The sequence below is a fragment of the Streptomyces collinus genome (assembly GCF_031348265.1).
In the GTDB taxonomy this organism is placed as follows: domain Bacteria; phylum Actinomycetota; class Actinomycetes; order Streptomycetales; family Streptomycetaceae; genus Streptomyces; species Streptomyces collinus.
In genome coordinates, this window is record NZ_CP133771.1 from 4396311 (window position 1) to 4422953 (window position 26643).

Sequence of the window (26643 nt, forward strand, 5' to 3'; positions counted from 1 at the left end):
TCCACCGAAAGAGGTGGACGCCAGGGGCCCGCGTCGGACAGCCTGACCTGCGTGCCGACTCCTTCTCTTGCCTCCCTGCCCATCCGACGTCTGACGCTCCGCGACCAAGCGGCCTGCGCCGACTTGTCCGAGGACCGGGGGTGGCCACGGGAGGAGCACAAGTGGGGTTTTCTTCTTACGGCCGGAAAGGGTTACGGCATCGACGACCCTGACGGCGGCCTGATCAGCGCCTGCGTCGTCACCGAGTACGGACCGCAGGACCCCGCCCTCGCCGCGATCGGCATGGTCCTGGTCGCCGGACGGCATGCCCGGCAGGGCGTGGGACGCCGGCTGATGCGTCACGTCGTCTCGGCGATGGGCGCCACCCCCCTCACCCTGCATGCCACGCCGTACGGCCGCCCCCTCTACGAGGAGCTCGGCTTCAAGGTCACCGGGCGGGCCGAGATGGTCCGCGGGCACTTCACTCCCGGCGGGCCGGAGCCGAGAGTCGCCACGCGCCCGGCGACCGCCGAGGACCTCACCGCGATCCTCCGGCTCGACGAGCAGGTTTTCGGGACCGACCGCACCCATATCGTCACCCGACTCCCCGCCTTCGCCGACCAGTTGCGCGTGGCCGAGGAGGGCGGGCGGATCATCGGGTACGCGGGTGCCTGGCCCAACATGGACACTCACGTCGTGGGGCCGCTCATCGCACGCGACACGTCGGTGGCGCAGGCGCTCATCGCCTCTCTTGCCGCCCGCACCGACCGTCCGCTGCGCACGGACATCGATGTGCGGCACGAAGAGCTCCTCGCGTGGGTGAAGGAGCGTGGCCTGGAATCCATCGCCTTCAACTCGGTGATGTCGTACGGGATCACCGAGTTGCCCGGAGACTGGAGCCGGCGGTTCGCGCCGGTCACGGTCGCGGCGGGCTGAAGAGCCTCGATACGACCATGAGGGCTCCCCGGAAACCGGGGAGCCCTCATCGTTGTGCCGCAGAGGCATGGTCAGGCAAGGGTCTCCAGGGCGGCCGTGGCGAAACCGTGGTCCTGCTCCGGTGCGCCGCCGCCCACGCCGATCGCGCCGATCAGACGGCCGTCGCGGTGCACCGGAACGCCGCCGGCGATGAACAGCAGCGGCCGGTCGAGCGCGGTCGGCAGCGTGTGGAAGAGGCCCCCGGGCTGCACCGCGTCGACCAGGTCGGCGGTGGGCGCGTTCAGCTGGAGAGCCGTGAAGGCCTTGCGGGTGCTGGTCTCGCCGGAGATCAGCACGGCGCGGTCGTCCCGCCGGAAGGCGAGCAGATGGCCGCCCGCGTCCAGGACGGTGACGCTGATGGTGACGCCTGCGGCCTCGGCGGCACGCTGGGCCGCGGCGATGAGCGCGTCGGCGTCCTGGGTGGTGAGCGGGGCGACAGCGGTGGTGGTGTTCATGAGGGAGTTCTCCTGGACGGCGTGCTGGTGGTGCTGGGGCATGGGGTCGGTCGGGTTGGTCCGGCTGCTCAGTGGTGGACGGCGGCCCGCTGCTCGGCCGGTGCGCCGCCCGCGACGACGGTGCCGGGCTCACCGGTACGGCGTTCCAGGGCGGCCGAGACAACGGCAAGGACCAGGGCTCCGGCTGCCAGAGCGGCACCGACCCAGTTGGGGGCGGTGTAGCCGAGGCCTGCCGCGATCACGAGGCCGCCGAGCCAGGCGGACAACGCGTTGCCGAGATTGAAGGCGCCGATGTTCACGGCGGAGGCCAGGGTCGGGGCACCGTGCGCCTGGTCGAGGACCCGCTTCTGGAGCGGCGGCACGGTCGCGAAGCCCAGGGCACCGATCAGCGCGATGGTGATGGCCGACAGCAGCTTGTCGTGAGCGGTGAGGGTGAACAGCGCCAGGACGACGGCCAGGGCGCCCAGGGAGACGTACAGCATGGGCATCAGGGCGCGGTCGGCGAACCTGCCGCCGACGAGGTTCCCGCCGACCATGCCGAGGCCGAAGAGGACCAGCAGCCAGGTGACGGAGCCGTCGGCGAAGCCTGCGACGTGGGTCATCATCGGCGCGATGTAGGTGATGGCCGCGAAGACACCGCCGAAGCCGAGGACGGTCATGGCCATCGCGAGCAGCACCTGCACGTTCTTGAAGGCGGCCAGCTCGTGGCGCAGGTGCACGCCTTCCGCCTTGGGCATGTCGGGGACGAGCCGGGCGATGCCGGCCAGGCCGACGACGCCGAGAGCGGCGACGATGCCGAAGGTCACCCGCCAGCCGACGGACTGCCCGACGAGCGTGCCCAGCGGGACGCCGACCACGTTGGCGACGGTCAGACCGGTGAACATCATCGCGATGGCTCCGGCCTTCTTGTCCGGGGCGACGAGGTCGGCCGCGACGACCGAGCCGATGCCGAAGAAGGCGCCGTGGGCCAGCGAGGCGACGATCCGGCCGATCAGCATGACGGAGAAGGCCGGGGCGAGTGCCGAGAGCAGGTTGCCGACGATGAACAGGCCCATGAGCAGCATCAGCATCCGCTTGCGGGAGGTCTTGGTGCCGAGCACGGTCATCAGTGGGGCGCCGAACATGACGCCGAGCGCGTAGCCGGTCACCAGGTAGCCGGCGGTGGGGATGGAGACCCCGTAGTCGCCCCCGACCTCGGGCAGCAAGCCCATGATCACGAATTCCGTCGTTCCGATCCCGAAGGCCCCGATCGCGAGGGCCAGAAGCGCGAGAGGCATGGAGGGGTTACCTTCCCAGACGATTGCAGGAGCGCTTTACGTGCGCTCACAATAGTTGCAAACGCGGGCTATATGCAACCGCTGTCAATTGCGGACCTGCTCTATCCTGGGTGGCAGCCGCTCCGGGACGGAGGAAACGCCAATGACAGCGACGGACCCCGCGCTCACCGCTCTCGCCCAGAGCTGGTGCGCCCTCTCCCTGCTCCACGGGAGGATCGAGGCCCACATCGAGCGCGCCCTGCAGGCCGGGCACGACCTCAGTGCGCGCGAGTACTCCCTGCTGGACGTGCTCAGCCGACAGCACGACGGGGACGGCGGCCATCTGCAGATGAAGCAGGTCGCCGACGCGGTCGTCCTCAGCCAGAGCGCGACCACACGCCTGGTCACCCGGCTGGAGGACCGCGGTCTCCTGGAGCGCTACCTGTGCCCCACGGATCGCCGGGGCATCTACACGAACGTCACCGAAGCGGGCCTCGAACTGCTGGAAGCGGCTCGGCCGACCAATGACGCCGCCCTGCGTGAAGCCCTCGACGAAGCGGCGAAGAACCCCGAACTGGCCCCGCTGGTCCGGGTCGTGGAGAACCTGAAGGCCCCGGTGCCCGCCTAGGACATTCGCGCAGGACATACCGCCTGCGGCGTCTCCCCACCGGCCGGCTCTGCGTAGGGTGCGTCCATGGGAGATCTTGAGATACGTGCCGCCATCTCCGACGACGTCCCGGCGATCGTCGCCATGCTCGCGGACGACCCGCTGGGCGCACAGCGCGAGTCACCGGACGACCTCGGCCCGTACCTGGCCGCGCTGGAGCGGCTCAGCGCCGACCCGAACCAGCGTGTGATCGTGGCGGTACGGCAGGGCCGGGTCGTCGGCACGCTCCAGCTCACGGTCATTCCCGGGCTCTCCCGACGCGGTGCCACCCGGTCGATCATCGAAGGGGTCCGCATCCACGCGGACGAGCGCGGCAGCGGCCTGGGAACCCAGCTCATCGAGTGGGCGATCGACGCATCCCGGGAGCAGGGATGCCAGTTGGTCCAGCTGACCTCCGACAGGACGCGCACCGACGCCCACCGCTTCTACGAGCGGCTCGGGTTCACGGCCTCCCACACAGGCTTCAAGCTCCAGCTGTAACCCGACATGACGGGGCGCCGTGTTTCACGTGAAACACGGCGCCCCGTCATGTCACCGCCTAACCGATACCGCGCCATCCCCCGGGATCGACCCCGCCCGGCACAGGAGCCCCCTCGTCGTACGGCTGACGCGTGAACACGAACGAGCCCAGGTCCAGATGGCTCACGGACCCGTCCGGCCGCCGTACGGCCTTCAGGAGCTCGCTGGCGTAGTAACCCTCCAGCCCCGTCCAGGTGCCGTCGCCGTTCGACCGGAACCGTGAGCGGCGCCCGGCACCGGACAGCGGCCCCAGTGAGACCAGTCCGTCGGCCGTCAGCCGCAGAGCGAAGGCGTGCGTCCCCCAGTACCACTGCCCCGTCAGCTCCAGCAGCGATGGGTCGAGATCGGCCAGCGGCTTCCACGGTGCCGGGATGCGCGGCTCCGCCTCGGCGACGATGCGGACCAGGTCGGCGGCGACCGGGAACAGCAGCGGCCCGGAAGTGGAGTTGGCCATGGCGACCGCCGCCACGTCGTCGTCGACGCTGATCATGAGGCACGCGAGGAACCCGGGCAGCGAGCCGGTGTGGCCGACGAGGGACCGGCCGTTCCGACGCCGGATCTCCATGCCCAGACAGTAGGCGTAACCGCCCGCCACGTCCGCCGCCTCATGGGGTGCGGCCGGTGTCCTCATCTCCCTCAGGGACGCGGCGCTCAGCACCCGCTCGTCGCCCTGGACCAGAAAGGCCGCGAACCGCGCCAAGTCACCTGTCGTCGACCAGAGCTGACCGGCCGGCGCCATGCGCCCCAGATCCGCGAGGGGCTCAGGAAGCATCACATCGGCCCAGGGATGCACGGCCCAGCCACCCGCATGGGGCGCCTGAGGCAGCACGCTCGTGCGATGCAGGCCCAGAGGTTCGAGCACTTCACGCCGAAGGACCTCCTCCCAAGAGGCTCCGCGAAGCTTCTCGATGAGTGCGCCGAGCAGCGCGTATCCCGGGTTCGAGTAGTGGAACCGGCGGCCGGGCGGGGCCAGCAGGGGCCGCTCACCCAGAACGTCGGCGAGTTCGGGCCGCAGCGATCCGGGACTCCGTTCCCACCACGGCCCCGGCGTCTCGGCCGCCAGGCCGCCTGTGTGCGCCAGGAGTTCGGCGACGGTCGCCTCCCCCACGCCGGTGCCCGGCAGATGCTTCTCGAGCGGATCCCCGAGATCCAGGGCACCCTCGTCGCGAAGCCGCAGCACGAGCACGGCCGTGAAGGTCTTGGTGATCGAGCCGATCCGGTACTGAACGTTCTCGTCCGGCGCATGCCCGTCCACCGAAGTCCGGGCACCCGTCCACACCGTTGTCCCGTCCCGCACGACGGCCGCGACGAGCGACGGAGCCCGCCCTTCGGCCTGCGCGACGGCGATCCGGTGCAACAGAGCGCGGCGGGTTCCGGGAAGCAGTTCTCCCTGAGATGTCGTCATGAGCCCAGTCCACCCGGCCAGGCATCCCCTCGTCGAGCACATTCGGGGCCGGAGCCTGTGAGGCCGGTTTCAGGGTCTCGCGATCGGTGGGCCAGGGCATCGCGTTGACCAGACACCGCCGGGCCCCTGCGGAAGGATGAGGCCGTGTTGACACCGGCTCGAGCAACTGGCCGTACGCGAGCCGCAGGTTCCCTCCCTCGCGCACTTCGGCGTCGAGCCTGCGGTGGACGGTTTCGGGCTGGAAGAGCTCTTGCGGGTGAGCGTGTGCCCCTGTGCCCTGCGGTCATGACCGACCACGACGGAGTCCTGCGCGCCCGTTGGCGAACCGAGCCGACGCCGAGCGACCGCGACTGGGCACTTCGTCCATCAGAAGGAGGCGGATCAGGTCTGCGCCATGTCCACGAACCGTGAGTAGTGCCCCTGGAAGGCGACCGTGATCGTCGCCGTCGGGCCGTTACGGTGCTTTCCCACGATGATGTCCGCCTCGCCCGCGCGCGGCGACTCCTTCTCGTACGCGTCCTCGCGGTGCAGAAGGATCACCATGTCGGCGTCCTGCTCGATGGAACCCGACTCACGCAGGTCGGACACCATCGGCTTCTTGTCCGTACGCTGCTCGGGACCACGGTTCAGCTGGGAGAGCGCGATCACCGGAACCTCCAGCTCCTTCGCCAGGAGCTTGAGGTTCCGGGACATGTCCGAGACTTCCTGCTGCCGGCTCTCGGAGCGCTTGGAACCACCGGCCTGCATCAGCTGCAGATAGTCGATGATCACGAGCTTGATGTCGTTGCGCTGCTTCAGCCGACGGCACTTCGCACGAATCTCCATCATCGACAGGTTCGGGGAGTCGTCGATGTAGAGCGGTGCGGACGAGACCTCGGGCATCCGGCGCGCCAGGCGCGTCCAGTCGTCGTCCGTCATGGTGCCGGACCGCATGTGGTGCAGGGCGACGCGGGCCTCTGCGGACAGCAGACGCATCGCGATCTCGTTGCGCCCCATCTCCAGGGAGAAGATGACGCTCGGCAGGTTGTGCTTGATCGACGCGGCCCGGGCGAAGTCCAGAGCGAGCGTCGACTTACCCATCGCGGGACGGGCCGCGATGACGATCATCTGCCCCGGGTGCAGACCGTTGGTCAGGGAGTCGAGGTCGGTGAATCCCGTGGGGACGCCCGTCATCTCGCCGCTGCGTGAGCCGATCGCCTCGATCTCGTCGAGCGCGCCCTCCATGATGTCGCCGAGCGGCAGGTAGTCCTCGCTGGTGCGCTGCTCGGTGACCGCGTAGACCTCCGCCTGGGCGCGGTTGACGATCTCGTCGACGTCGTCGTCGGCCGCGTATCCCATCTGTGTGATGCGGGTACCCGCCTCGACCAGTCGGCGCAGGACGGCCCGCTCGTGGACGATCTCCGCGTAGTACGCCGCGTTGGCCGCCGTGGGGACCGTCTGGACGAGGGTGTGCAGATACGAGGCCCCGCCGACCTTGTTGATCTCGCCGCGTTTGGTGAGCTCGGCCGCGATCGTGATGGGGTCCGCCGGCTCGCCCTTGGCATAGACGTCGAGGACAGCCTGGTAGATCGTCTCGTGGGCCGGCTTGTAGAAGTCGTGGCCCTTGAGGATCTCGACGACGTCGGCGATGGCGTCCTTGGACAGGAGCATGCCGCCGAGGACGGACTGCTCGGCGTCGATGTCCTGCGGCGGTACCCGCTCGAACGACGGGGCCGATCCGCCGTCCCACCCACCGTTGTCCCTGCCGCGCTCGTGCTGTTCGTCGCGGCCGCGGGCTCCGTCACCACGTCGGCGGGAGGCGGGCAGACGATCACTGGGACCGCTGTCGGCCCACGGATCGTCCAAGGGCTCGGAAATGCTCACCGAGCCACCTCCTCCCGTCCGCCGAAGCAGACCTAGCCGTGCCCCTCTGTTCTACGGCACGGCACTGACAAATAAGAGGCCCAACTCCGGTTGGCACGCGCCGGTTTTGTGGCGTTTTGAAAACCGGCGGACGGAGCGGGCGCCGGACCACCGTAGGCCTGTCGGCACCGTCAGCCAATCTGGTTATCCACAGGCCATGTGGACGACGGCCCAGATGCTGTGGAGAACTCCGCGAAACCTGTGCACGACCCGGTGGACAGGCCTGTGAACAAGCAGCGACCCTCACGAGGTGAACCACCCTGACCTGCACCTTTGTCGTCCACCGGCTGTGCAGAAGAAAAACTTTCGCAACAGGCCCAAGATCGCCTCGAACAGTGCACAGCCGTGCGCACCCCAGGACAGAAAGTAAGGGTCGCAAAAGCTTTGCATCTCTTACCTGTGGACGATTAGATTGATGCACATGACACAGGCCCCCGCGCGCCGTCGAACCGGCCGGAGACAGCACGACCGAGAGATCGTCGCGCTGGCCGTGCCCGCCTTCGGCGCCCTCGTCGCCGAGCCCCTCTTCCTCATCGCCGACACCGCCATCGTGGGCCACCTGGGCACCGCCCAACTCGCCGGTCTCGGCGTCGCCTCGGCTCTGCTGATGACTGCCGTGAGCGTCTTCGTCTTCCTCGCCTACGCCACGACGGCCGCGGTTGCCCGTCGCGTCGGAGCGGGAGACCTCCAGGCCGCCATCCGCCAAGGCATGGACGGTATCTGGCTGGCACTGCTCCTCGGCGCTGCCGTCGTCGCCGTCGCTCTGCCGACAGCACCCCATCTCGTGGACCTCTTCGGTGCCTCGGACGCGGCAGCCCCCTACGCGATCACCTATCTGCGCATCTCCGTGCTCGGCATACCGGCCATGCTCGTGGTCCTCGCCGCGACGGGTGTCCTGCGCGGTCTGCAGGACACCAGGACTCCGCTCTACGTCGCCATCGCCGGCTTCGTCGCCAACGCCGCCCTCAACGCCGGGCTCGTCTACGGCGCCGATCTGGGGATAGCCGGTTCCGCGTGGGGCACCGTCATCGCCCAGTGCGGCATGGCTGCGGTCTATCTCGTGGTGGTTCTGCGAGGAGCACGCAAGCATGGCGCTTCGCTACGCCCGGATGCCGCCGGGATCAGGGCCTCCGCCCAAGCCGGTGTGCCCCTGCTGGTGCGCACCCTCTCCCTGCGGGCGATCCTGCTGATCGCCACGGCGGTCGCCGCCCGTCTAGGTGATGCCGACATCGCCGCCCACCAGATCATCCTCTCCCTGTGGAGCCTGCTGGCCTTCGCCCTCGACGCCATCGCCATCGCGGGGCAGGCCATCATCGGTCGCTACCTCGGAGCCGGTGACGCCCAAGGCGCCCGGGACGCCTGCCGCCGCATGGTCGAGTGGGGTATCGCCGTCGGGGTCGTTCTCGGCATTCTGGTGGTCATCACCCGACCGGCGTTCTTGCCCCTGTTCACCAGCGACCCGGCAGTCCAGGATGTGGCGCTGCCCGCCCTGATCATCGTCGCTCTCTCCCAGCCCATCTCCGGCATCGTCTTCGTCCTGGACGGGGTCCTGATGGGTGCCGGAGACGGCCCTTACCTGGCCTGGGCGATGCTGATCACTCTGGCGGTCTTCACGCCGGTCGCTCTGCTGGTACCGGTACTGGGCGGCGGTCTCACCGCTCTCTGGGCCACGATGACGCTGATGATGACTGTGCGAATGCTGACCCTGTGGCTTCGCACTCGCTCGGGCCGCTGGATCGTGACGGGCGCGACCCGCTGACCGTTTCACGTGAAACGCTGCCTGTTTCACGTGAACACGGTGTGCTCCACAGAACGCGGTGTTTCACGTGAAACAGGCGGACGCCGGGGCGGAAGGCACCTGCCCAAGAAGCGGGAGGCACCTGCCCAACAAAACGAATGGGGCCACACCCCGTAGGGTGCGGCCCCATCGCTTACTGCTTCAGCACGCGCGGCACTCAGGCCGCGACGACCTCGATGTTCACCTTCGCGGCGACCTCGGGGTGCAGACGCACGGACGTCTCGTGAGCGCCCAGCGTCTTGATCGGCGAGCCGAGCTCGATGCGGCGCTTGTCGACCTCGGGGCCACCGGAAGCCTTGATCGCGGAAGCGATGTCGGCCGGGGTGACGGAACCGAAGAGACGACCGGCGTCGCCGGAGCGAACGGCCAGACGGACCTTGACGCCCTCGAGCTGGGCCTTCACAGCGTTGGCCTGCTCGATGGTCTGGATCTCGTGGATCTTGCGAGCACGACGGATCTGCTCGACGTCCTTCTCGCCACCCTTGGTCCAGCGGATAGCGAACTTCCGCGGGATCAGGTAGTTGCGAGCGTAACCGTCCTTGACGTCGACGACGTCGCCCGCGGCACCGAGGCCGGAGACCTCGTGGGTGAGGATGATCTTCATGAGTCGGTCACCCTTCCCTTATCGCGCGGTGGAGGTGTAGGGCAGCAGCGCCATCTCACGGCTGTTCTTCACGGCCGTGGCGACGTCACGCTGGTGCTGCGTGCAGTTGCCGGTCACGCGGCGGGCACGGATCTTGCCGCGGTCGGAAATGAACTTCCGCAGCATGTTCGTGTCCTTGTAGTCCACGTACGTGACCTTGTCCTTGCAGAATGCGCAGACCTTCTTCTTCGGCTTGCGCACAGGCGGCTTAGCCATGGTGTTTCTCCTGTGTGATCAAGAAGTGTGAGTGCGAGCCCGCCCCTAGAAGGGGGGCTCGTCCGAGTAGCCGCCGCCACCGCCGCCGCCGGAGTTTCCACCCCAGCCGCCGCCACCGCCCTGGTTGCCACCGGCGGGAGCGCCGGTCGCCCACGGGTCGTCAGCGGGAGCGCCGCCGCCCTGCTGGCCACCGCCGGGGCCGCCGCCCCAGCCGCCGCCGCCCTGGGCGCCACCGCTACCGCCGCCGTAACCCCCCTGGCCGCCCTGGCCACCGCGGCCGGTGGTCTTGGTGACCTTGGCCGTGGCGTTGCGCAGGCTGGCGCCGACTTCCTCGACGTCCAGCTCGTAGACCGTGCGCTTGACACCCTCACGGTCCTCGTAGGACCGCTGCTTCAGCCGGCCCTGCACGATGACGCGCATGCCTCGCTGGAGCGACTCAGCGACGTTCTCCGCCGCCTGACGCCAGACCGAGCAGGTCAGGAACAGGCTCTCGCCGTCCTTCCACTCGTTCGTCTGACGGTCGAAGGTGCGGGGGGTGGACGCGACACGGAACTTCGCGACCGCCGCACCGGAGGGGGTGAAGCGCAGCTCGGGGTCATCGACAAGATTGCCGACGACCGTGATGACGGTCTCGCCTGCCATGGGGGAACCTCTCGGCGGGTTTGCTCTGGCTGCTTGCTACTCGAATCCCGGGATCAGCTGAGCCGGGTGGCTCAGTGGGTCTCGGGGCGGAGGACCTTGGTCCGGAGGACCGACTCGTTCAGGTTCATCTGGCGGTCGAGCTCCTTGACGACCGCAGGCTCGGCCTGCAGGTCGATGACCGAGTAGATGCCCTCGGGCTTCTTCTTGATCTCGTACGCGAGACGACGACGGCCCCAGGTGTCGACCTTCTCGACCTTTCCGCCGCCGTCACGGACGACAGAGAGGAAGTTCTCGATCAACGGAGAGACAGCGCGCTCCTCGACCTCGGGGTCGAGGATGACCATCACCTCGTAGTGACGCATGTGGAACCCACCTCCTTTGGACTCAGCGGCCACGGTCGTTCCGTGGCAGGAGGGTTGTGATGCGTAGGCAACGGTATCGGCCACCACTGACAGTCAGGGGTTCTGGCGAGAAGCCCCTGCCGTGACATGGGCAGACACCGGTGCGGACGGTACAGAGTACCCGCACAGCGGCTTGCGGTTGAAATCCGGCCGCCGGGGCAGCCAATCTGTACACATCGGGTGTGTATGGCGCTACGATGCGCCGCCTTTCGCAGGAGGTGCCCTATGGCACAGGCATTGCGACCCAACACCGCCGGCGGTCTCTTCGCCACGGACGGCAAACCCCATCCCCTCCAGGACACCCTGCTCGCGGTGACCCTGGTCCTGGGCCTCTTGTCGTTCCTCACGGCGATCATCGACGAAGACCTGCATGTGCTCAGCTCCTGGGCCGGCCTGGTGGGCATCCTCACGGGTGCGTACGGCCAGTGGATCTCGGAGACGACCCGGGAACGCTTCGGCCTGATCCTGGGCCTGGGCGCATCGGGGGTCGGGTTCTTCCTGGGCATGGCGCACGGCGGCCTCATCGGCTGACGCCAGGACACCCCCTCATCTGAACACCGGATCACGCCCCGGCCGGCCTCGGCCGGGGCGAAGGTCCCGTACGCCCAACCGGCGCGCTTCCAAGGCGCAGTAGGCTTCGCGCGAGAGCCGGAGCCCCTGTACCCATGGGGACACACCAGCCCGAGGAGCGCCCCGAAATGAGCCTGACCCTGAGGACCATCAGTCGCGAGCAGCATCTGGCCTACATCCAGAGCCTGCCGTCGGCGAGCCACATGCAGGTCCCGGCCTGGGCTGACGTCAAGGCGGAGTGGCGCTCCGAGAACCTCGGCTGGTTCGACGACCGCACCGGCGAGATGGTCGGTGCCGGCCTGGTCCTCTACCGGCAGCTTCCCAAGATCAAGCGCTACCTCGCCTACCTGCCCGAGGGCCCGGTCATCAACTGGTTCGCGCCGAATCTGCAGGAATGGCTCGAACCGATGCTGGCGCATCTGAAGCAGCAGGGCGCCTTCTCCGTGAAGATGGGCCCGCCGGTGATCATCCGGCGCTGGGAAGCCCCCTCCATCAAGCAGGGCATCCAGAACCCGGACGTCAAGCGCCTGCGTGACATCGAGGCCGACCACATCGAGCCGCGCGCCTTCGAGGTGGCCGACAAGCTGCGCCGCATGGGCTGGCAGCAGGGCGAGGACGGCGGCGCCGGCTTCGGGGACGTCCAGCCCCGCTACGTGTACCAGGTGCCGCTGGCGAACCGCTCTCTGGAAGAGGTCCACAAGAACTTCAACCAGCTGTGGCGCCGCAACATCAAGAAGGCCGAGAAGGCCGGCGTCGAGGTCGTCCAGGGCGGCTACCAGGACCTTGAGGAATGGCAGCGGCTGTACGAGATCACGGCCATCCGCGACCACTTCCGGCCGCGCCCGCTGTCGTACTTCCAGCGCATGTGGACGGCCCTCAACACCGAGGACCCCAACCGCATGCGGCTGTACTTCGCCCGGCACAACGGCGTGAACCTGTCGGCCGCGACGATGCTGATCGTCGGCGGGCACGTCTGGTACTCCTACGGCGCCTCCGACAACATCGGCCGAGAGGTCCGGCCCTCGAACGCGATGCAGTGGCGGATGCTGCGCGACGCCTACGCGCTCGGCGCCACCGTCTACGACCTGCGCGGCATCTCCGACTCGCTGGACGAGACCGACCACCTCTTCGGCCTGATCCAGTTCAAGGTGGGTACCGGCGGCCAGGCGGCCGAATACCTCGGCGAGTGGGACTTCCCCCTGAACAAGCTGCTGCACAAGGCGCTCGACATCTACATGTCGCGCCGCTGATGTCCCGTTCAGTGCTTCTATACCCCTGATACACGGCAACCGCCGATACACGGCACCGCGAGAAAGGTTCCAGGTCCGGCCATGGCGCTCACGCTCTACGTCGACACCGCGCGCTGGCGTGCGCACCACAAGCACGTGCAGGAGCAGTTCCCGGGCCTCGTGCCGGTCTGCAAGGGCAACGGCTACGGCTTCGGGCACGAGCGGCTGGCGGAGGAGGCCACACGGCTGGGCTCGGACGTCCTCGCCGTCGGCACGACGTACGAGGCCGCCCGGATCAAGGACTGGTTCGGCGGCGACCTGCTGGTGCTGACGCCGTACCGGCGGGGCGAGGAGCCGGTGCCGCTGCCGGACCGGGTCATCCGCTCCGTGTCGTCGATAGACGGCGTGTACGGCCTGGTCGGCGCCCGTGTGGTGATCGAGGTGATGTCCTCGATGAAGCGGCACGGCATCAGCGAGCAGGACCTGGCCCAGCTGCACGCCGCCATCGAGAACGTCCGCCTGGAGGGCTTCGCCATCCACCTGCCGCTGGACCGCACCGACGGCTCGGACGCCGTCGAGGAGGTCATCGGCTGGATGGACCGGCTGCGTGCCGCCCGGCTGCCCCTGCACACCATGTTCGTCAGCCACCTCAAGGCCGAGGAACTCGCCCGGCTTCAGCAGCAGTTCCCGCAGACCCGCTTCCGGGCACGCATCGGCACGCGGCTCTGGCTGGGGGACCACGACGCCACGGAGTACCGCGGAGCGGTCCTGGACGTCACGCGCGTCGCCAAGGGCGACCGTTTCGGCTACCGGCAGCAGAAGGCTGCCTCCGACGGCTTCCTGGTGGTCGTGGCGGGCGGTACGTCGCACGGAGTGGGTCTGGAGGCCCCCAAGGCTCTGCACGGCGTCATGCCGCGCGCCAAGGGCGTCGCACGCGCCGGCCTCGCGACGGTCAACCGGAACCTTTCTCCGTTCGTCTGGGGCGGCAAGCAGCGCTGGTTCGCGGAGCCGCCGCACATGCAGGTGTCGATCCTGTTCGTGCCGGCGGACGCGCCCGAGCCGAAGGTCGGTGACGAGCTGGTGGCCCATCTGCGGCACACCACCACCCAGTTCGACCGCCTCATGGACCGCTGAACCGGCTCGGCACCGACCGGCGCAACGCAACAAGAAGGCCGTACACGGTTCGTGTACGGCCTTCGATGTGTCCCGGCTACGGCATCCGGCGCCGTTCGCTCAGAGCGAACCACCCGTGGCGCCCGGCTTTCCCCACTCGACCGGTGGCCCGTCGAACTGGGCGGTCACCTGCCGTCGGGGGCGAGCGGCTGGGCCGAGAACGAAGACGTCCTCGGCGCCGTCGAGCACCCCGCCGGAAGGATCGTCGTCACCGGCCCGGCGCACCGGATCCCGGTCCGGCAGGAAGATGTCACGCACGACCATCACGCACAGATACAGCGTCCCCAGCAGATGCAGGGCGATGGCCCAGTGGTACCCGTCGGTGGGCAGCCCCTTGTGAGCGTCTCCGCTGGTCGTGTAGGCGAGGTACAGCCAGATCCCCAGGAAGTACGCCACCTCGCAGGTCTGCCAGATCAGGTAGTCCCGCCACTTCGGCCGGGCGAGGGCGGCCAGCGGCACCAGCCACAGGACGTACTGCGGCGAGTAGACCTTGTTGGTGAGGATGAACGCCGCGACGATCAGGAACGCGAGCTGGGCGAACCGCGGGCGGCGCGGGGCGGTCAGTGCGAGCGCCGCGACAGCCGCGCAGGACGCCAGCATCAGCAGCGTGGCCAGAGTGTTGACCGTGTCGGTGCTGAGCGGGTCGTCCGAGTTCTGGGCCATGATCAGCCAGAAGGAGCCGAAGTCGACGCCCCGTTCCTGGCTGAAGGTGTAGAACTTCGACCAGCCCTCGAACGCGAAGAGCATCACCGGCCCGTTCACGACGACCCAGGCAGCAGCCGCGCCGCCCAGAGCCGTCCCGAACGCACGCCACCTTCCCGCACGCCAGCACAGCACCATCAGTGGCCCGAGGAGCAGGAACGGGTAGAGCTTGGCGGCCGTGGCGAGCCCCAGCAGCACGCCGAAGGCGAGAGAGCGGCCACGTGACCACATGAGCATCGCCGCGGCCGTCAGAGCGACCGCGAGCAGGTCCCAGTTGATGGTCGCCGTCAGCGCGGCAGCGGGCGCCAGGGCGACCAGCAGACCGTCCCAGGGCCGCCGGGCGTGGGTACGCGTCACGCAGACGGCGATGACCGCCGCACACACCATGAGCATTCCGGCGTTGACCATCCAGTACCACTGCTCCTGGTACTGGATGGTGCCGCTGCCGGGCGTGAGCCAGGAGGCGACCTCCATGAAGACACCGGTGAGCACCGGGTACTCCAGGTACTGCATGTCGCCGGGGAGCCTGTCGAAGTACGGCACGAGCCCGTCGGCGAAGCCGCGTCCCTGGTAGAGGTGCGGGATGTCCGAGTAGCACGCATGCGTGTACTGGGAGCTGGCGCCGAAGAACCAGGCGCCGTTGTAGCAGGGTGCCTTCTGGACCAGTCCGAGGGCGAACATGCCGATCGCCACCAACGCGATCACCCGGACGGGAGTCCACCAGGACGCACCGAGCAGGGCTCGCCGCCCAAGCGGGCCGCCGATCAGCTCACTGCCGGCCGCGGCGACCTCGTCCTCCTTGGTCGGCCGCACCGGGTCCGGCTCATGGACGCTCGCTTGCGTCGATTCTGCACTGGGCATGCCGCACATCCTGCCGTACGTGCCTGGGAAAACGCCGAGGGCCGCCGTACCCGAGTGGGACGGCGGCCCTTGTTTCACGTGAAACACCCTCGCGTTTCACGTGAAACACCCAAGCCGGGCGATCTGTCGACGGCGACTATCCCTCGGGGCCTCCGAAGATGCCTCCGTTGCCGTTGCCTCTGGTGTTGCCGCCATCCAGGTTCGTATCGGTTGGCGTGGGCTCGGGGGAAGTCCCTCCGTCCGTGCCTCCGTTGCCTGTGCCGCCGTTCTGCGCGCCACCGTCGTCCTCACAACCGAAGAACCCGCAGGTGTCACTCGGCGACGGCGACGGGGTCGTGCTCTCCGTGGGCGTGGGGCTCGGCGACTCGGTCACGGTCTCGCTGGGCTCCGCGCTGGGCGTCGGAGTCGGTGACGGGGCACCCACCTCGTTCTGGATCTCGCCGATCTTTTCGGGTTCCGGGAATCCGAGGTCCGGCTTGCCCTTCAGCGCGGCCTTCATGTACTCGGTCCACACCAGCGTGGGGACGTCACCACCGTGGATGGACTTCTCACCGGCCGTGCCGTTCATGGAGAGCAGCTTGGCGCTCTTGGGGTCCTCGCGGAACATCGCGACCGAGGTCGACAGCTGCTGGGTGTAGCCGACGAACCAAGCCGACTTGTTCTCGTCGGTGGTACCGGTCTTGCCGGCCGCCGTACGGCCCAGGGGGAGCGCCTTTGTGCCCGTACCGTTCTGGATGACGTTTTCCAGAGTGTTCGTGACATTGTTGGCCACGTTCTCGGGCATCGCCCGCGTGACCCTCGGCTTCTTGAAGCCTTCGATTTCCTCACCGTTGAACTTGACGCTGGTCACCGAGTACGGGGCGGCCTGCTTGCCCGCTGCGGCGAACGTCGCGTAAGCGTCTGCCATACGGATCGCACTGGGAGTCGACGTACCGAGCGCGAACGACGCGTTGAGCTCGGCGAAGCTGGCGTCCAGGATGCCGGCCTTCTCGGCCACGTCGGCCACGTTCTTCATCCCCACGTCCATGCCGAGCTGCACGAACGGCGTGTTCACGGACTGCTCCATCGCCTTGCGCAAGGAGATGTAGCCCCAGGGGTAGTCACTCTCGTTCTCCTGGAAGAACGGCGTGTTGTCCTTCTTCAGGACGTAGGTTCCGTCGTTCTTCCTGACCTTGAGATGGTCGTTGCCGTTGTACTTGCTCAGCGGCGAGACCCCGACTCCGTCGCTCTTGTACGTGCCGTGCTCCATAGCCGCCGCGAGCACGAACGGCTTCCACGTCGAACCGACGGGGACACCCGACGTGTCCGCGTTGTTGTTGAAGTGGCCGTTCTCGTACCCGGCGCCGCCGTAGAGCGCGACGATCGCGCCGTCGTTGGGCTTCACCGACGCCGCACCGAACTGGACGTGCTTGTCCAGCTCGCGGTTCTCCGGGTCGAGCTTCTCCTTCTCGACCTTCTTGACGGCCTTCGCCAGCGCCTCGACGTTGGCCTTCTTGAAGGTCGTCTTGATTTGGTAGCCGCCCTGGTCGAACTGCTTCTCGGAGATGTTGGAGTGGCTCAGGACATACTTCTTGGCCGTGTCCGCGAGGTACCCGATCTGGCCGGTCATGCCCTTGGACGCCTTGCGGCCCTGGAGCTTGGGGAAGTTCTTGATCGCGTCCTGATACTGCTGGTCCGTGATCCTCTTGTCGTTGTGCATCTGCTCGAGGATCCAGCTCCAACGGGCCTTGGCACGCTTGGTGTTGGCCTGCCTGGTCGCCGAGGTGTCGATGCCTTCGTTGCCCGCCGGGTCGTAGTAGGTCGGGCCCTTGAGCAGAGCGGCGAGGAAGGCACACTCGTTCGGCTTGAGGTCCTTCGCTTCCTTGCCGAAGTAGGTCTGCGCGGCGGCCTGGATGCCGTAGGCGCCGCGGCCGTAGTACGAGGTGTTGAGGTAGCCCTGGAGGATCTCGCCCTTGGAGAGCTTGGTGCCCACCTTGATCGAGATGAACATCTCCTTGAACTTACGGGAGATCGACTGTTCCTGGCTCAGGTAGGTGTTCTTGACGAACTGCTGGGTGATCGTCGAACCACCCTGCGTGTCACCGCCCCGCGCCATGTTCGCCACGGCCCGGGCGATACCCATGGGGTCGACGCCCCTGTCCTGGTAGAAGGTCTTGTTCTCGGCCGAGATCACCGCCCACTGCATGGCCTTGGGGATCCGGTCGATCGTGACGTTCTGCCGGTTCTGACCGCTGCCCGCCGCGACCATCTGGCTGCCGTCGGCCCAGTAGTAGACGTTGTTCTGCGACAGTGCCGCCGCGTTCTCCTCGTTGGGGACGCCCACCATGGCGTAGCCGATGCCCGCCACGGCCACCAGGCTGCCGAAGAAGCCGATACACAGACCGGAGACGAGCTTCCAGGACGGCATCCAGCGCTGCCAGCCGTACTTGCCGGCGCGCGGATAGTCGATCATCCGCTTCTTGTCGGGAACGGCGGCGACGCGTCCTCTGCCTCGGCCGGGCCCGTCCGGGCCGCCAGGACCGGCACGCCGGCCACCTCGGGTCGGTTCGGCCGCTCTCCGGCGGCCGCCACCCGTACTTCTCTGCGCCGCACGCCGGGCCTCGGCACGGCCGCCGTACTGACGCTCCTCACCCCCCGAGTCGTAGGAGTCCGACCCATAGGAGTCGGACGGAGACCCGGTGGCGCCTCGCGGTGCCGCACGGCGGCCGGAGGCCGAGCCGGACTGGCCGCGTCGGGCCGCGGCACGTCCGCCTCCCTGCGGCTGCGGCGGTTTGCGACGGTGCTCGCTCATCGAACGACTACTCCTCGGGCAGGCGCACCCTTGCGCGCCTGGAAACGGCGGCTGGTTTCCGGTCCCCCCGAAGTACGGATGCGGTCGGCTCCGCATTCATCGGTCCCGCATGCACCCGTACTACACCGCAGACGACGACGCTCTCAGGCGTCACTCGGTTCCCGGTGATGTGCATGGCGCACAGACTACGCACCGCCAAAACCTGCCGAGCCCCGAAGTTCACCTCAAATCGGGCAACTCGTATCCGATGAATCGGTGATGTGACCCCGTTCACCCGACCCCCTCTTGTCGCATCCGGAAGGCCGTTCTATCGTCGTGATGTATCGAGCCGATACATCAGCGCGACACATCGGCCCGACACATCGGACTGATACATGCGTGCCGCGGCGAGAGGAGGCGACGATGAGCCGGCGTTCCGGGATCCTCGAGTTCGCCGTACTCGGCCTGCTCCGCGAATCTCCGATGCACGGCTATGAGCTGCGTAAACGGCTCAACACATCGCTGGGCGTGTTCCGTGCGTTCAGCTACGGGACGCTCTACCCCTGCCTCAAGACGCTGGTCGCCAACGGCTGGTTGATCGAGGAAACGGGGAACACCACCGAGGACGCCCTCGCCGCCCCCCTCACCGGCCGCCGCGCCAAGATCGTCTACCGATTGACGGCGGAGGGTAAGGAGCACTTCGAGCAGCTGCTGTCGCAGACCGGGCCCGACGCGTACGAGGACGAAACCTTCGCAGCCCGTTTCGCCTTCTTCGGGCAAACCTCACGCGATGTCCGCATGCGCGTACTGGAGGGCCGCCGCAGCCGGCTGGAGGAACGCCTCGAGAAGATGAGCGCTTCCCTGGCCCGCACCCGGGAGCGCCTCGACGACTACACGCTCGAGCTCCAGCGCCACGGGATGGAGTCCGTGGAGCGCGAGGTGCGCTGGCTGAACGAGCTCATCGAGAGCGAGCGGGCGGGGCGGGACCTCAAGGGTCCGGCCACCGGGGAGCCCGCTTCGCGTGACACCACATCTGGAGCGTCGGGCGACCTGCCCCGGCCGGGGGGCGACCCCAGGCCGGATTCGCCCGACGACACCGCCACGTGAGAGCCCACTCAGGGCCTCACTCGTACACACAGGGAGCAACCGGAATGGGTTCGGTTCGCGTAGCCATCGTCGGTGTGGGCAACTGCGCCGCATCGCTGGTACAGGGAGTCGAGTACTACAAGGACGCCGACCCGGCGTCCAAGGTGCCGGGCCTGATGCACGTCCAGTTCGGCGACTACCACGTCAGCGACGTCGAGTTCGTCGCCGCCTTCGACGTGGACGCCAAGAAGGTCGGCCTCGACCTGGCGGACGCCATCGGCGCCTCCGAGAACAACACCATCAAGATCTGCGACGTGCCCAGCACCGGTGTGACGGTCCAGCGCGGCCACACCCTCGACGGCCTCGGCAAGTACTACCGCGAGACCATCGAGGAGGCCGCCGAGGAGCCGGTCGACGTCGTCCAGGTCCTCAAGGACCAGCAGGTCGACGTCCTCGTCTGCTACCTGCCCGTCGGCTCCGAGGACGCGGCGAAGTTCTACGCCCAGTGCGCCATCGACGCCAAGGTCGCCTTCGTCAACGCCCTTCCGGTCTTCATCGCCGGCACCAAGGAGTGGGCGGACAAGTTCACCGAGGCGGGCGTCCCGATCGTCGGTGACGACATCAAGTCCCAGGTGGGCGCCACCATCACGCACCGCGTGATGGCGAAGCTGTTCGAGGACCGGGGCGTCGTCCTGGACCGCACGATGCAGCTGAACGTCGGCGGCAACATGGACTTCAAGAACATGCTCGAGCGCGACCGCCTCGAGTCGAAGAAGATCTCCAAGACGCAGGCCGTCACCTCCCAGATCCGCGACCGCGAGCTGGGCGAGGGCAACGTCCACATCGGCCCGTCCGACTACGTCGCCTGGCTGGACGACCGCAAGTGGGCCTACGTCCGCCTCGAGGGCCGCGCGTTCGGTGACGTCCCGCTGAACCTGGAGTACAAGCTCGAGGTCTGGGACTCCCCGAACTCCGCCGGCGTCATCATCGACGCCCTGCGCGCCGCGAAGATCGCCAAGGACCGCGGCATCGGCGGCCCGATCCTGTCGGCGTCGAGCTACTTCATGAAGTCCCCGCCCGTGCAGTACTTCGACGACGAGGCCCGCGAGAACGTCGAGAAGTTCATCAAGGGTGAGGTCGAGCGCTGACGCGCCGCAACCAGTCGCTCCTGCCAGGGCTGTGAGGGTCCCCGGGTCGTACGACCCGGGGACCCTCCCCGTATGTGAGGCTGTGCCGCATGGCCGTCGTCCGTGACCTGCGCGTCCTTCTGCGCTTCCAGGGCTTCCGGCGCCTGCTCGCCGTACGCCTGCTCTCCCAGGGTGCCGACGGTGTCTACCAGGTCGCGCTCGCCGCGTACGTGGTCTTCTCGCCGGAGAAGCAGACCTCGGCGGCCGCGGTCGCCTCCGCGATGGCGGTGCTCCTGCTCCCGTACTCCCTCGTCGGCCCCTTCGCCGGTGTCCTGCTGGACCGTTGGCGGCGCCGCCAGGTCCTGCTCTTCGGCAGCCTGTTGCGCGCCCTCCTGGCCTCCGCGACCGCCCTGCTGATCCTCAGCCCGGCTCCGGACTGGCTCTTCTACGTCTCGGCTCTGTGCGTCACCGCGGTCAACCGCTTCGTCCTGTCGGGCCTGTCCGCCGCCCTGCCGCGCGTGGTCGACGCCGACCGCCTGGTCATCGCCAACTCCCTCTCCCCGACGGCCGGAACACTGGCGGCGACCGCGGGCGGCGGCCTTGCCTTCGTCGTGCGCCTGGTGGTGGCGGACTCGGACGCCGCTGTCGTGCTCGTGGGAGCGGGGCTGTATCTGTGTGCCGCCCTGGCGTCGCTGGGCATGGCGCGGGAACTCCTCGGCCCCGACCGGCCGCTGGCGCGCGAGCGGATCGGAACGGCTCTCACGGACACCGCCCGCGACCTGGCGGCGGGCGTACGCCATCTGGCCGCTCCGCAGCGCCGGGAGGCTGCCTGGGCGCTCGTGGCGATGTCGCTGATGCGGTTCTGCTACGGCGCCCTGCTGGTCATGGTGCTGATGTTGTGCCGGTACGCCCTCACCTCGAGCACGGACGACGGACTCGCCCTGCTCGGGCTGGCGTTGGGCGTCTCCGGCGCCGGCTTCTTCGCGGCGGCCGTGGTGACGCCCTGGGCCGCGGGGCGGCTGGGGCCCGGCCGCTGGATCATCGTGTGCGCCGGGGCCGCGGCGCTGCTGGAGCCCGTTCTCGGGCTGCCCTTCGCCACAGCCCCGCTGCTGGCCGCGGCCTTCGTCCTGGGGCTGACCACTCAGGGCGCGAAGATCGCCACGGACACCATCGTCCAGTCCTCCGTCGAGGACGGCTTCCGTGGCCGGATCTTCTCGGTCTACGACGTCCTCTTCAACGTTTCCTTCGTCGGCGCGGCCGCCGTGGCCGCCCTGATGCTGCCACCGGACGGCCGATCCGTGCCCCTCGTGATCACGATCGCCGTTACCTACGCGGCAGTAGCTGTGACTATGGCCCGGTTTGGCCGCCAGTAAGTGTCACATCAATGACACAGAGCCATTTTCGGCTACTGCGTTGTCAGTTGGGACCGCTACCTTACGTGGGTCTTATCTCGCGACATGTTCGCGTCACACACCATGTTCTAGGGGGACCACCAAGTGACTACTCCGCCGCCCCAGGGCAATCCATTCGCGCAGGGCCAGCCCGCGGCTGCACCCCAGGCTCCGTTCCCGCCCCAGGGCGGTTACCCCCAGCAGCCCGGGCAGCCCGGCTTCCCGCCCCAGGGCGCCGGTCCGTACGCTCCGGTTCCCCCGCAGCCGTCCGGCCGCAAGGTCAGCTTCAAGACGATCAAGAACATCGTCATCGTCATCGCCGTGGCGGGCGTGGCCATCGGCGGCTACATAGCCAGCCGGGACGACGCCAACACGGCCGCTGTCGGCGACTGCATGCACCGCGGCAGCACCAGCGACAACAACCCGGACCTCGAAGTCGTCGCGTGCGACAACGCCAAGGCCCAGTTCAAGGTGCTGGCCAAGATCGAGGGCTCGTACCTCACGCAGACGCTGGCCTCCAGCAAGTGCGAAGCCGAGGCCAAGGACTTCCAGTACACGTACACCGAGAGCGGTGACGGCAAGGACTTCCTGCTCTGCCTGAAGGACTACAAGAAGTAGGCAGACAGACCGAGGGGCGGTGTTTCACGTGAAACACCGCCCCTCGGTCTGTCTCCAGCTGGCCGTCTGTTTCCAGCGGGGTCATGTTTCACGTGAAACATGACCCCGTTTCACGGCCTCAGCTCTCCTGCCCGGCCCACCACTCCTTGAGTGCGGCCACCGCAGCGTCCTGCTCCATCGGCCCGTTCTCCAGGCGCAGCTCCAGCATGTGCTGGTAGGCGCGGCCGATGACCGGGCCGGGTCCGACACCGAGGATCTCCATGATCTGGTTGCCGTCGAGGTCCGGGCGGATCGAGTCCAGCTCCTCCTGCTCCTCCAGCTTGGCGATCCGCTCCTCCAGCCCGTCGTACGCACGCGACAGGGCCGCCGCCTTGCGCTTGTTGCGGGTGGTGCAGTCCGAGCGGGTCAGCTTGTGGAGGCGGTCGAGGAGCGGGCCGGCGTCACGGACGTAACGACGAACCGCCGAGTCCGTCCACTCGCCCGTGCCATAACCATGGAAGCGCAGGTGGAGTTCGACCAGACGCGAGACGTCCTTCACCAGCTCGTTGGAGTACTTCAGAGCCGTCATGCGCTTCTTGGTCATCTTCGCCCCGACCACCTCGTGGTGGTGGAACGAGACCCGGCCGTCCGTCTCGAAGCGACGCGTGCGCGGCTTGCCGATGTCGTGCAGGAGAGCGGCCAGGCGGAGAGTGAGGTCGGGGCCGTCCTCCTCCAGCGCCATCGCCTGCTCCAGGACGATCAGCGAGTGGTCGTAGACGTCCTTGTGACGGTGGTGCTCGTCACGCTCCAGGCGCAGGGCCGGCAGCTCGGGCACAACGCGTTCGGCGAGGCCCGTCTCGACGAGCAGCGTCAGGCCCTTGCGCGGCCGCTGGGAGAGGATCAGCTTGTTCAGCTCGTCCCGAACCCGCTCGGCCGAGACGATCTCGATGCGCTCGGCCATCTCCGTCATCGCCGTGACGACTTCGGGGGCGACCTCGAAGTCGAGCTGAGCCGCGAACCGCGCGGCCCTCATCATCCGCAGCGGGTCGTCGGAGAACGACTCCTCCGGGGTGCCGGGCGTGCGCAGCACACGGGCCGCGAGATCCTCGAGCCCACCGTGCGGGTCGACGAACTCCTTCTCCGGCAGCGCCACCGCCATGGCGTTCACCGTGAAGTCACGGCGGACGAGGTCCTGCTCGATGGAGTCGCCGTACGACACCTCAGGCTTGCGCGAAGTGCGGTCGTAGGCCTCCGAGCGGTAGGTGGTCACCTCGATCTGGTAGCCGCCCTTGTGGGCACCCACCGTGCCGAACGCGATCCCGACCTCCCAGACGGAGTCCGCCCACGGACGCACGATCTTGAGGACGTCCTCGGGACGGGCATCCGTCGTGAAGTCGAGATCATTGCCGAGCCGGCCCAGCAGCGCGTCCCGTACCGAGCCGCCGACGAGGGCAAGTGAGAACCCGGCCTCCTGAAAGCGGCGGGCGAGGTCATCGGCGACAGGAGCGACCCGCAGCAGTTCACTCACGGCACGGTGCTGCACCTGGCTCAGGGCACTGGACGTTTCTTCGTTGGCGTTCGGCACAACAGAAGAGGGTACGTGGCCCGGGCCAACGAGGGCTCCTCCTATTCCGCATGCACAAGCATGGGGACACGTCCGTTATAGGCTCACAAGCCGAGCTCCAGGGCCGTAACGAACCTCTCCTCTCCATACCGCCGCATACCGGACAGCACGGGTGGCGGCCCGCGATCTTGTGGAGCGGACCGCGGCACTTCCCCTCAGCGCGCATCGTTACCATGCGTGGACGCACATTCCGACGACCACTGACGACGACGAGGGACGGACGAGCGCGTGGCCGAGGCGGCAGACTTCCAGGGGACCAGTGCCTCACCTGCCCGCCGCTGGCTGCGGCGCACCGGGGCTCTGCTCGCCGGTGCGCCTCTGCTGGCCGGACTCCTCCAGTTGCCCGCCGCGACGCCGGCGGACGCGGCAGGGCAGGAGTCCCCGCAGGCTGCCTCCAGCGCGGGCTCGGTATCGGTCGCGGTCGACTCACTCAGCCCCAGCGCCCCCTCCGAGGGGGACACCATCACCGTGTCGGGCACGGTGACCAACAACGGCAAGCAGACGGTCACCGGCGCCCACGTCGACCTGCAGGTGGGGCCCCCTCTCGAAACCCGCTCGGCGATCGACACCCTCGCCAAGAAGAGCGATGACATCCAGGGGCCCTCCGGCGAGAAGGTGGGCGGCAAGTACACCGAGAAGTTCTCCGCGCTCACCCCCGGCGTCGCGGAGCCCTTCAGCATCTCCGTGCCGGCCGACAAGCTGGAGCTCGGGGGCGACGGTGTCTACCAGCTGGCCGTCGCGCTCTCCGGGGAGACCAAGGCTCAGCCCTGGGACCAGGTACTCGGCATCCAGCGCACCTTCCTGCCGTGGCAGCCGGAGGATCCGGGCACGAAGACGAAGACCACCATCCTGTGGCCGCTGATCTCCAGCGCCCACATGGCGGCCGAGACGGGGTCGAACGAGCAGCAGACGCCGGTCTTCCGTGATGACGAGCTCGCCGAGGAGATCGCCCCGGGCGGCCGTCTCGACCAGATGGTGTCGCTGGGCAAGGGCCTCGACGTCACATGGGTGGTCGACCCGGACCTGCTGGCGTCTGTCGACGCGATGACGGGGAGCTACCAGGTCCGCAGCGCGGACGGCAGCACCACCCCCGGCAAGAACCAGGAGGTCGCCAAGCACTGGCTGGCCGAGCTTCAGCAGGCGGTCACGGGCGAAGAGGTGGCCGCCCTGCCCTTCGGCGACCCCGACCTGGCATCTCTCGCCCATAACGGCACGAGCGTCACCGGCTCGCTGAACCACCTCAAGGAAGCCACCGACGCCGCCGACGAGACGGTGGACACGATCCTCCACGGGAAGCCGTCCACGGACTTCGTCTGGCCGGTGGACGGCGCCGTCGACCCCTCGATCGTGAAGGTCGCCACATCCGCGGGCGCCGACAAGGTCATCACCCGCAGCGACAGCCTCCAGGACAACCTGTCGTACACGCCCTCCGCGGCCCGGCCCATCGGCGGCGGCACCACGGCGGTCGTCGCGGACTCCCGGATGTCCACGGCGTTCCAGGGCGACCTCACGAAGGCCTCCGCCTCCACACTCGCCGTGCAGCGCTTCCTGGCCCAGAGCCTCACGCTCGGCCTCCAGACCGGCAAGCAGCGCAGCGTCGTCGTGGCCCCGCAGCGCATGCCGTCCGTGAGCCAGGCGCAGGCCATGGCGGAGGCACTGGCGGCCCTCCAGGGCGGGAACTGGTCCGAGTCGCAGGACCTCACGGCCGCCGCCAAGGCCAAGCCGGACCCTGCTGCCAACACGAAGGTGCCGCCGGCCTCCGCGTACCCCTCCTCGCTGCGCAAGCAGGAGCTGCCCCGGGCGGCCTTCGAGCAGATCGCCAGGACACAGAGCAAGCTCGACAAGTTCAAGGTCATCCTCACCCGCCAGTCCCGAGTGGTGACCCCCTTCGGGCGGGCCATGAACCGCGAGATGTCCACGTCGTGGCGCGGCCGGGGCGTCGCGGCGGTCGGATACCGCGATGGCATCGAGTCCTACCTCAACGGGCTCATCGACGGCGTCAAGCTGATCCAGAAGTCCGAGACCAAGCTCTCCGGCCGCAGTGCCATGATCCCCGTGACCGTCCAGAACAACCTCGTCCAAGGCGTCGAGCACCTGAAGCTGCGGCTCACGTCGAAGAACCCCACGCGACTCAAGATCGGCGGAGACGCCTACGAGGAGCAGCCCGTCACCGTCAACGGCGGCCACGCCCAGTCGGTGAAGTTCACCACGTCGGCCAACGCCAACGGCCAGGCGGAGGTCGTCGCCCAGCTGTACACGGAGGACGGCCAGAGGTACGGAGCCCCGGTCACCTTCGACGTGAGGGTCACCGAGGTCACACCCACGGTGATGCTGGTCATCGGCGGTGGCGTCCTGCTCTTGGTCCTCGCGGGCTTCCGGATGTACACGCAGCGCAAGCGCGCCGCCGCCCGTGAGGCCGCGGAGGACGACACGGCCGAGGCGGACGCCGAGACCGACGGCCCGCAGAGCCAGGCCGACGCCCAGCAGAACCCGGAGACCTCCGGCGCACGTCTTGAGCAGGAGACCGAGGCCGGCTCCCGGGCGGACGGCCCGGAGCAGCCGAGTGACCCGGCCCCGGACACCGCAGCGGAAAGCGCCGACCCGTCCGGCACGGGTGAGAGAGTGGACCGTTGAGAAGTCGTGGCCGGTGGGCCC

The 26643-nt window shown here is 68.3% G+C and carries 23 protein-coding genes; 12 read left to right on the plus strand and 11 right to left on the minus strand.

The window, feature by feature from the left end:
• The first annotated feature begins 51 nt into the window (after positions 1 to 51).
• Positions 52 to 915 carry a GNAT family N-acetyltransferase gene (locus tag RFN52_RS19980; RefSeq protein ID WP_184847952.1) on the plus strand — a complete coding sequence of 288 codons (864 nt, stop codon included), beginning with the start codon at positions 52 to 54 and terminating at the stop codon, positions 913 to 915.
• 71 nt (positions 916 to 986) lie between these two features.
• On the opposite strand, the gene RFN52_RS19985 is transcribed toward RFN52_RS19980, so the two are convergent.
• Positions 987 to 1409: a GlcG/HbpS family heme-binding protein gene (locus RFN52_RS19985; protein WP_184847953.1), complete on the minus strand. Its 423-nt coding sequence runs from the start codon at positions 1407 to 1409 to the stop codon at positions 987 to 989.
• Between the two features lie 68 nt (positions 1410 to 1477).
• A complete protein-coding gene (locus RFN52_RS19990) occupies positions 1478 to 2686 on the minus strand; it encodes an MFS transporter (RefSeq protein WP_184847954.1) in 1209 nt (402 codons plus the stop codon).
• 142 nt (positions 2687 to 2828) lie between these two features.
• Here RFN52_RS19990 and RFN52_RS19995 point away from each other — a divergent pair, with 142 nt between their 5' ends.
• Together RFN52_RS19995 and RFN52_RS20000 are read left to right on the plus strand one after the other, a co-directional pair.
• Positions 2829 to 3293: a MarR family winged helix-turn-helix transcriptional regulator gene (locus tag RFN52_RS19995; RefSeq protein ID WP_184847955.1), complete on the plus strand. Its 465-nt coding sequence runs from the start codon at positions 2829 to 2831 to the stop codon at positions 3291 to 3293.
• Positions 3294 to 3359: 66 nt separating this feature from the next.
• A complete protein-coding gene (locus RFN52_RS20000) occupies positions 3360 to 3812 on the plus strand; it encodes a GNAT family N-acetyltransferase (RefSeq protein WP_184847956.1) in 453 nt (150 codons plus the stop codon).
• A gap of 58 nt (positions 3813 to 3870) precedes the next feature.
• Here RFN52_RS20000 and RFN52_RS20005 read toward each other — a convergent pair whose 3' ends face one another.
• Both RFN52_RS20005 and dnaB read right to left on the minus strand, forming a co-directional pair.
• Positions 3871 to 5256: a serine hydrolase domain-containing protein gene (locus RFN52_RS20005; RefSeq protein ID WP_184847957.1), complete on the minus strand. Its 1386-nt coding sequence runs from the start codon at positions 5254 to 5256 to the stop codon at positions 3871 to 3873.
• Between the two features lie 381 nt (positions 5257 to 5637).
• Positions 5638 to 7119, minus strand: a complete 1482-nt coding sequence (gene dnaB / locus RFN52_RS20010) for a replicative DNA helicase (protein ID WP_184847958.1) — start codon at positions 7117 to 7119, stop codon at positions 5638 to 5640.
• A gap of 460 nt (positions 7120 to 7579) precedes the next feature.
• On the opposite strand from dnaB, the gene RFN52_RS20015 reads away from it, so the two are divergent.
• Complete coding sequence (locus RFN52_RS20015) at positions 7580 to 8917, plus strand: MATE family efflux transporter (protein ID WP_184847959.1); 1338 nt, start codon at positions 7580 to 7582, stop codon at positions 8915 to 8917.
• Positions 8918 to 9113: 196 nt separating this feature from the next.
• Here RFN52_RS20015 and rplI read toward each other — a convergent pair whose 3' ends face one another.
• From rplI to rpsF, 4 genes are all read right to left on the minus strand, one after another.
• Positions 9114 to 9560, minus strand: coding sequence for a 50S ribosomal protein L9 (gene rplI / locus RFN52_RS20020; RefSeq protein WP_033309881.1), 447 nt, complete (start codon positions 9558 to 9560; stop codon positions 9114 to 9116).
• An 18-nt stretch (positions 9561 to 9578) separates the two neighbouring features.
• Positions 9579 to 9815 carry a 30S ribosomal protein S18 gene (gene rpsR, locus RFN52_RS20025; protein ID WP_003949403.1) on the minus strand — a complete coding sequence of 79 codons (237 nt, stop codon included), beginning with the start codon at positions 9813 to 9815 and terminating at the stop codon, positions 9579 to 9581.
• Between the two features lie 45 nt (positions 9816 to 9860).
• Complete coding sequence (locus RFN52_RS20030) at positions 9861 to 10457, minus strand: single-stranded DNA-binding protein (protein WP_184847960.1); 597 nt, start codon at positions 10455 to 10457, stop codon at positions 9861 to 9863.
• 71 nt (positions 10458 to 10528) lie between these two features.
• Positions 10529 to 10819 (minus strand): 30S ribosomal protein S6, encoded by a 291-nt coding sequence (gene rpsF / locus RFN52_RS20035; protein ID WP_030847098.1) that lies wholly within the window; start codon positions 10817 to 10819, stop codon positions 10529 to 10531.
• A 264-nt stretch (positions 10820 to 11083) separates the two neighbouring features.
• Here rpsF and RFN52_RS20040 point away from each other — a divergent pair, with 264 nt between their 5' ends.
• From RFN52_RS20040 to RFN52_RS20050, 3 genes are all read left to right on the plus strand, one after another.
• Entirely contained in the window at positions 11084 to 11389 is a 306-nt protein-coding gene (locus tag RFN52_RS20040; RefSeq protein ID WP_184847961.1) for a hypothetical protein, read from the plus strand.
• Positions 11390 to 11556: 167 nt separating this feature from the next.
• Positions 11557 to 12678 carry a peptidoglycan bridge formation glycyltransferase FemX gene (gene femX, locus RFN52_RS20045; protein WP_184847962.1) on the plus strand — a complete coding sequence of 374 codons (1122 nt, stop codon included), beginning with the start codon at positions 11557 to 11559 and terminating at the stop codon, positions 12676 to 12678.
• An 81-nt stretch (positions 12679 to 12759) separates the two neighbouring features.
• Positions 12760 to 13791, plus strand: coding sequence for an alanine racemase (locus RFN52_RS20050; RefSeq protein ID WP_062927883.1), 1032 nt, complete (start codon positions 12760 to 12762; stop codon positions 13789 to 13791).
• A 99-nt stretch (positions 13792 to 13890) separates the two neighbouring features.
• Here RFN52_RS20050 and RFN52_RS20055 read toward each other — a convergent pair whose 3' ends face one another.
• Together RFN52_RS20055 and RFN52_RS20060 are read right to left on the minus strand one after the other, a co-directional pair.
• A complete protein-coding gene (locus RFN52_RS20055; protein WP_184847963.1) occupies positions 13891 to 15402 on the minus strand; it encodes a glycosyltransferase family 87 protein in 1512 nt (503 codons plus the stop codon).
• A gap of 127 nt (positions 15403 to 15529) precedes the next feature.
• On the minus strand, positions 15530 to 18184 hold the full coding sequence (locus RFN52_RS20060) for a transglycosylase domain-containing protein (RefSeq protein ID WP_374050169.1): 2655 nt from the start codon (positions 18182 to 18184) through the stop codon (positions 15530 to 15532).
• 402 nt (positions 18185 to 18586) lie between these two features.
• On the opposite strand from RFN52_RS20060, the gene RFN52_RS20065 reads away from it, so the two are divergent.
• The 4 genes from RFN52_RS20065 to RFN52_RS20080 all read left to right on the plus strand — a co-directional run bounded on the left by RFN52_RS20065 (position 18587) and on the right by RFN52_RS20080 (position 22385).
• A complete protein-coding gene (locus RFN52_RS20065) occupies positions 18587 to 19270 on the plus strand; it encodes a PadR family transcriptional regulator (protein ID WP_184847964.1) in 684 nt (227 codons plus the stop codon).
• Between the two features lie 44 nt (positions 19271 to 19314).
• Positions 19315 to 20397 carry an inositol-3-phosphate synthase gene (locus RFN52_RS20070; RefSeq protein WP_184847965.1) on the plus strand — a complete coding sequence of 361 codons (1083 nt, stop codon included), beginning with the start codon at positions 19315 to 19317 and terminating at the stop codon, positions 20395 to 20397.
• Between the two features lie 89 nt (positions 20398 to 20486).
• Positions 20487 to 21749 carry an MFS transporter gene (locus RFN52_RS20075; RefSeq protein WP_184847966.1) on the plus strand — a complete coding sequence of 421 codons (1263 nt, stop codon included), beginning with the start codon at positions 20487 to 20489 and terminating at the stop codon, positions 21747 to 21749.
• Between the two features lie 123 nt (positions 21750 to 21872).
• Positions 21873 to 22385 carry an LppU/SCO3897 family protein gene (locus RFN52_RS20080; protein WP_184847967.1) on the plus strand — a complete coding sequence of 171 codons (513 nt, stop codon included), beginning with the start codon at positions 21873 to 21875 and terminating at the stop codon, positions 22383 to 22385.
• A gap of 118 nt (positions 22386 to 22503) precedes the next feature.
• Here the strand turns inward: RFN52_RS20080 and RFN52_RS20085 are convergent, their stop codons facing one another.
• Positions 22504 to 23949: a CCA tRNA nucleotidyltransferase gene (locus RFN52_RS20085; RefSeq protein ID WP_184847968.1), complete on the minus strand. Its 1446-nt coding sequence runs from the start codon at positions 23947 to 23949 to the stop codon at positions 22504 to 22506.
• 267 nt (positions 23950 to 24216) lie between these two features.
• Between RFN52_RS20085 and RFN52_RS20090 the strand changes: the two genes are divergently transcribed.
• Positions 24217 to 26622: a DUF6049 family protein gene (locus RFN52_RS20090; protein WP_184847969.1), complete on the plus strand. Its 2406-nt coding sequence runs from the start codon at positions 24217 to 24219 to the stop codon at positions 26620 to 26622.
• Positions 26623 to 26643 lie beyond the last annotated feature (21 nt).

Bases quoted from the DNA above. Each gene is read 5' to 3' on its own strand.
- RFN52_RS20050 (WP_062927883.1), top strand. From the start codon at position 12,760: ATGGCGCTCACGCTCTACGTCGACACCGCGCGCTGGCGTGCGCACCAC.
- rplI (WP_033309881.1), bottom strand. From the start codon at position 9,560: ATGAAGATCATCCTCACCCACGAGGTCTCCGGCCTCGGTGCCGCGGGC.
- RFN52_RS20075 (WP_184847966.1), top strand. From the start codon at position 20,487: ATGGCCGTCGTCCGTGACCTGCGCGTCCTTCTGCGCTTCCAGGGCTTC.
- RFN52_RS20000 (WP_184847956.1), top strand. From the start codon at position 3,360: ATGGGAGATCTTGAGATACGTGCCGCCATCTCCGACGACGTCCCGGCG.
- RFN52_RS19995 (WP_184847955.1), top strand. From the start codon at position 2,829: ATGACAGCGACGGACCCCGCGCTCACCGCTCTCGCCCAGAGCTGGTGC.
- RFN52_RS20015 (WP_184847959.1), top strand. From the start codon at position 7,580: ATGACACAGGCCCCCGCGCGCCGTCGAACCGGCCGGAGACAGCACGAC.
- RFN52_RS19985 (WP_184847953.1), bottom strand. From the start codon at position 1,409: ATGAACACCACCACCGCTGTCGCCCCGCTCACCACCCAGGACGCCGAC.
- RFN52_RS20065 (WP_184847964.1), top strand. From the start codon at position 18,587: ATGAGCCGGCGTTCCGGGATCCTCGAGTTCGCCGTACTCGGCCTGCTC.
- RFN52_RS20040 (WP_184847961.1), top strand. From the start codon at position 11,084: ATGGCACAGGCATTGCGACCCAACACCGCCGGCGGTCTCTTCGCCACG.
- RFN52_RS19990 (WP_184847954.1), bottom strand. From the start codon at position 2,686: ATGCCTCTCGCGCTTCTGGCCCTCGCGATCGGGGCCTTCGGGATCGGA.
- rpsR (WP_003949403.1), bottom strand. From the start codon at position 9,815: ATGGCTAAGCCGCCTGTGCGCAAGCCGAAGAAGAAGGTCTGCGCATTC.
- RFN52_RS20055 (WP_184847963.1), bottom strand. From the start codon at position 15,402: ATGTGCGGCATGCCCAGTGCAGAATCGACGCAAGCGAGCGTCCATGAG.
- femX (WP_184847962.1), top strand. From the start codon at position 11,557: ATGAGCCTGACCCTGAGGACCATCAGTCGCGAGCAGCATCTGGCCTAC.
- RFN52_RS20005 (WP_184847957.1), bottom strand. From the start codon at position 5,256: ATGACGACATCTCAGGGAGAACTGCTTCCCGGAACCCGCCGCGCTCTG.
- RFN52_RS20070 (WP_184847965.1), top strand. From the start codon at position 19,315: ATGGGTTCGGTTCGCGTAGCCATCGTCGGTGTGGGCAACTGCGCCGCA.
- rpsF (WP_030847098.1), bottom strand. From the start codon at position 10,819: ATGCGTCACTACGAGGTGATGGTCATCCTCGACCCCGAGGTCGAGGAG.
- RFN52_RS20030 (WP_184847960.1), bottom strand. From the start codon at position 10,457: ATGGCAGGCGAGACCGTCATCACGGTCGTCGGCAATCTTGTCGATGAC.
- RFN52_RS20060 (WP_374050169.1), bottom strand. From the start codon at position 18,184: ATGAGCGAGCACCGTCGCAAACCGCCGCAGCCGCAGGGAGGCGGACGT.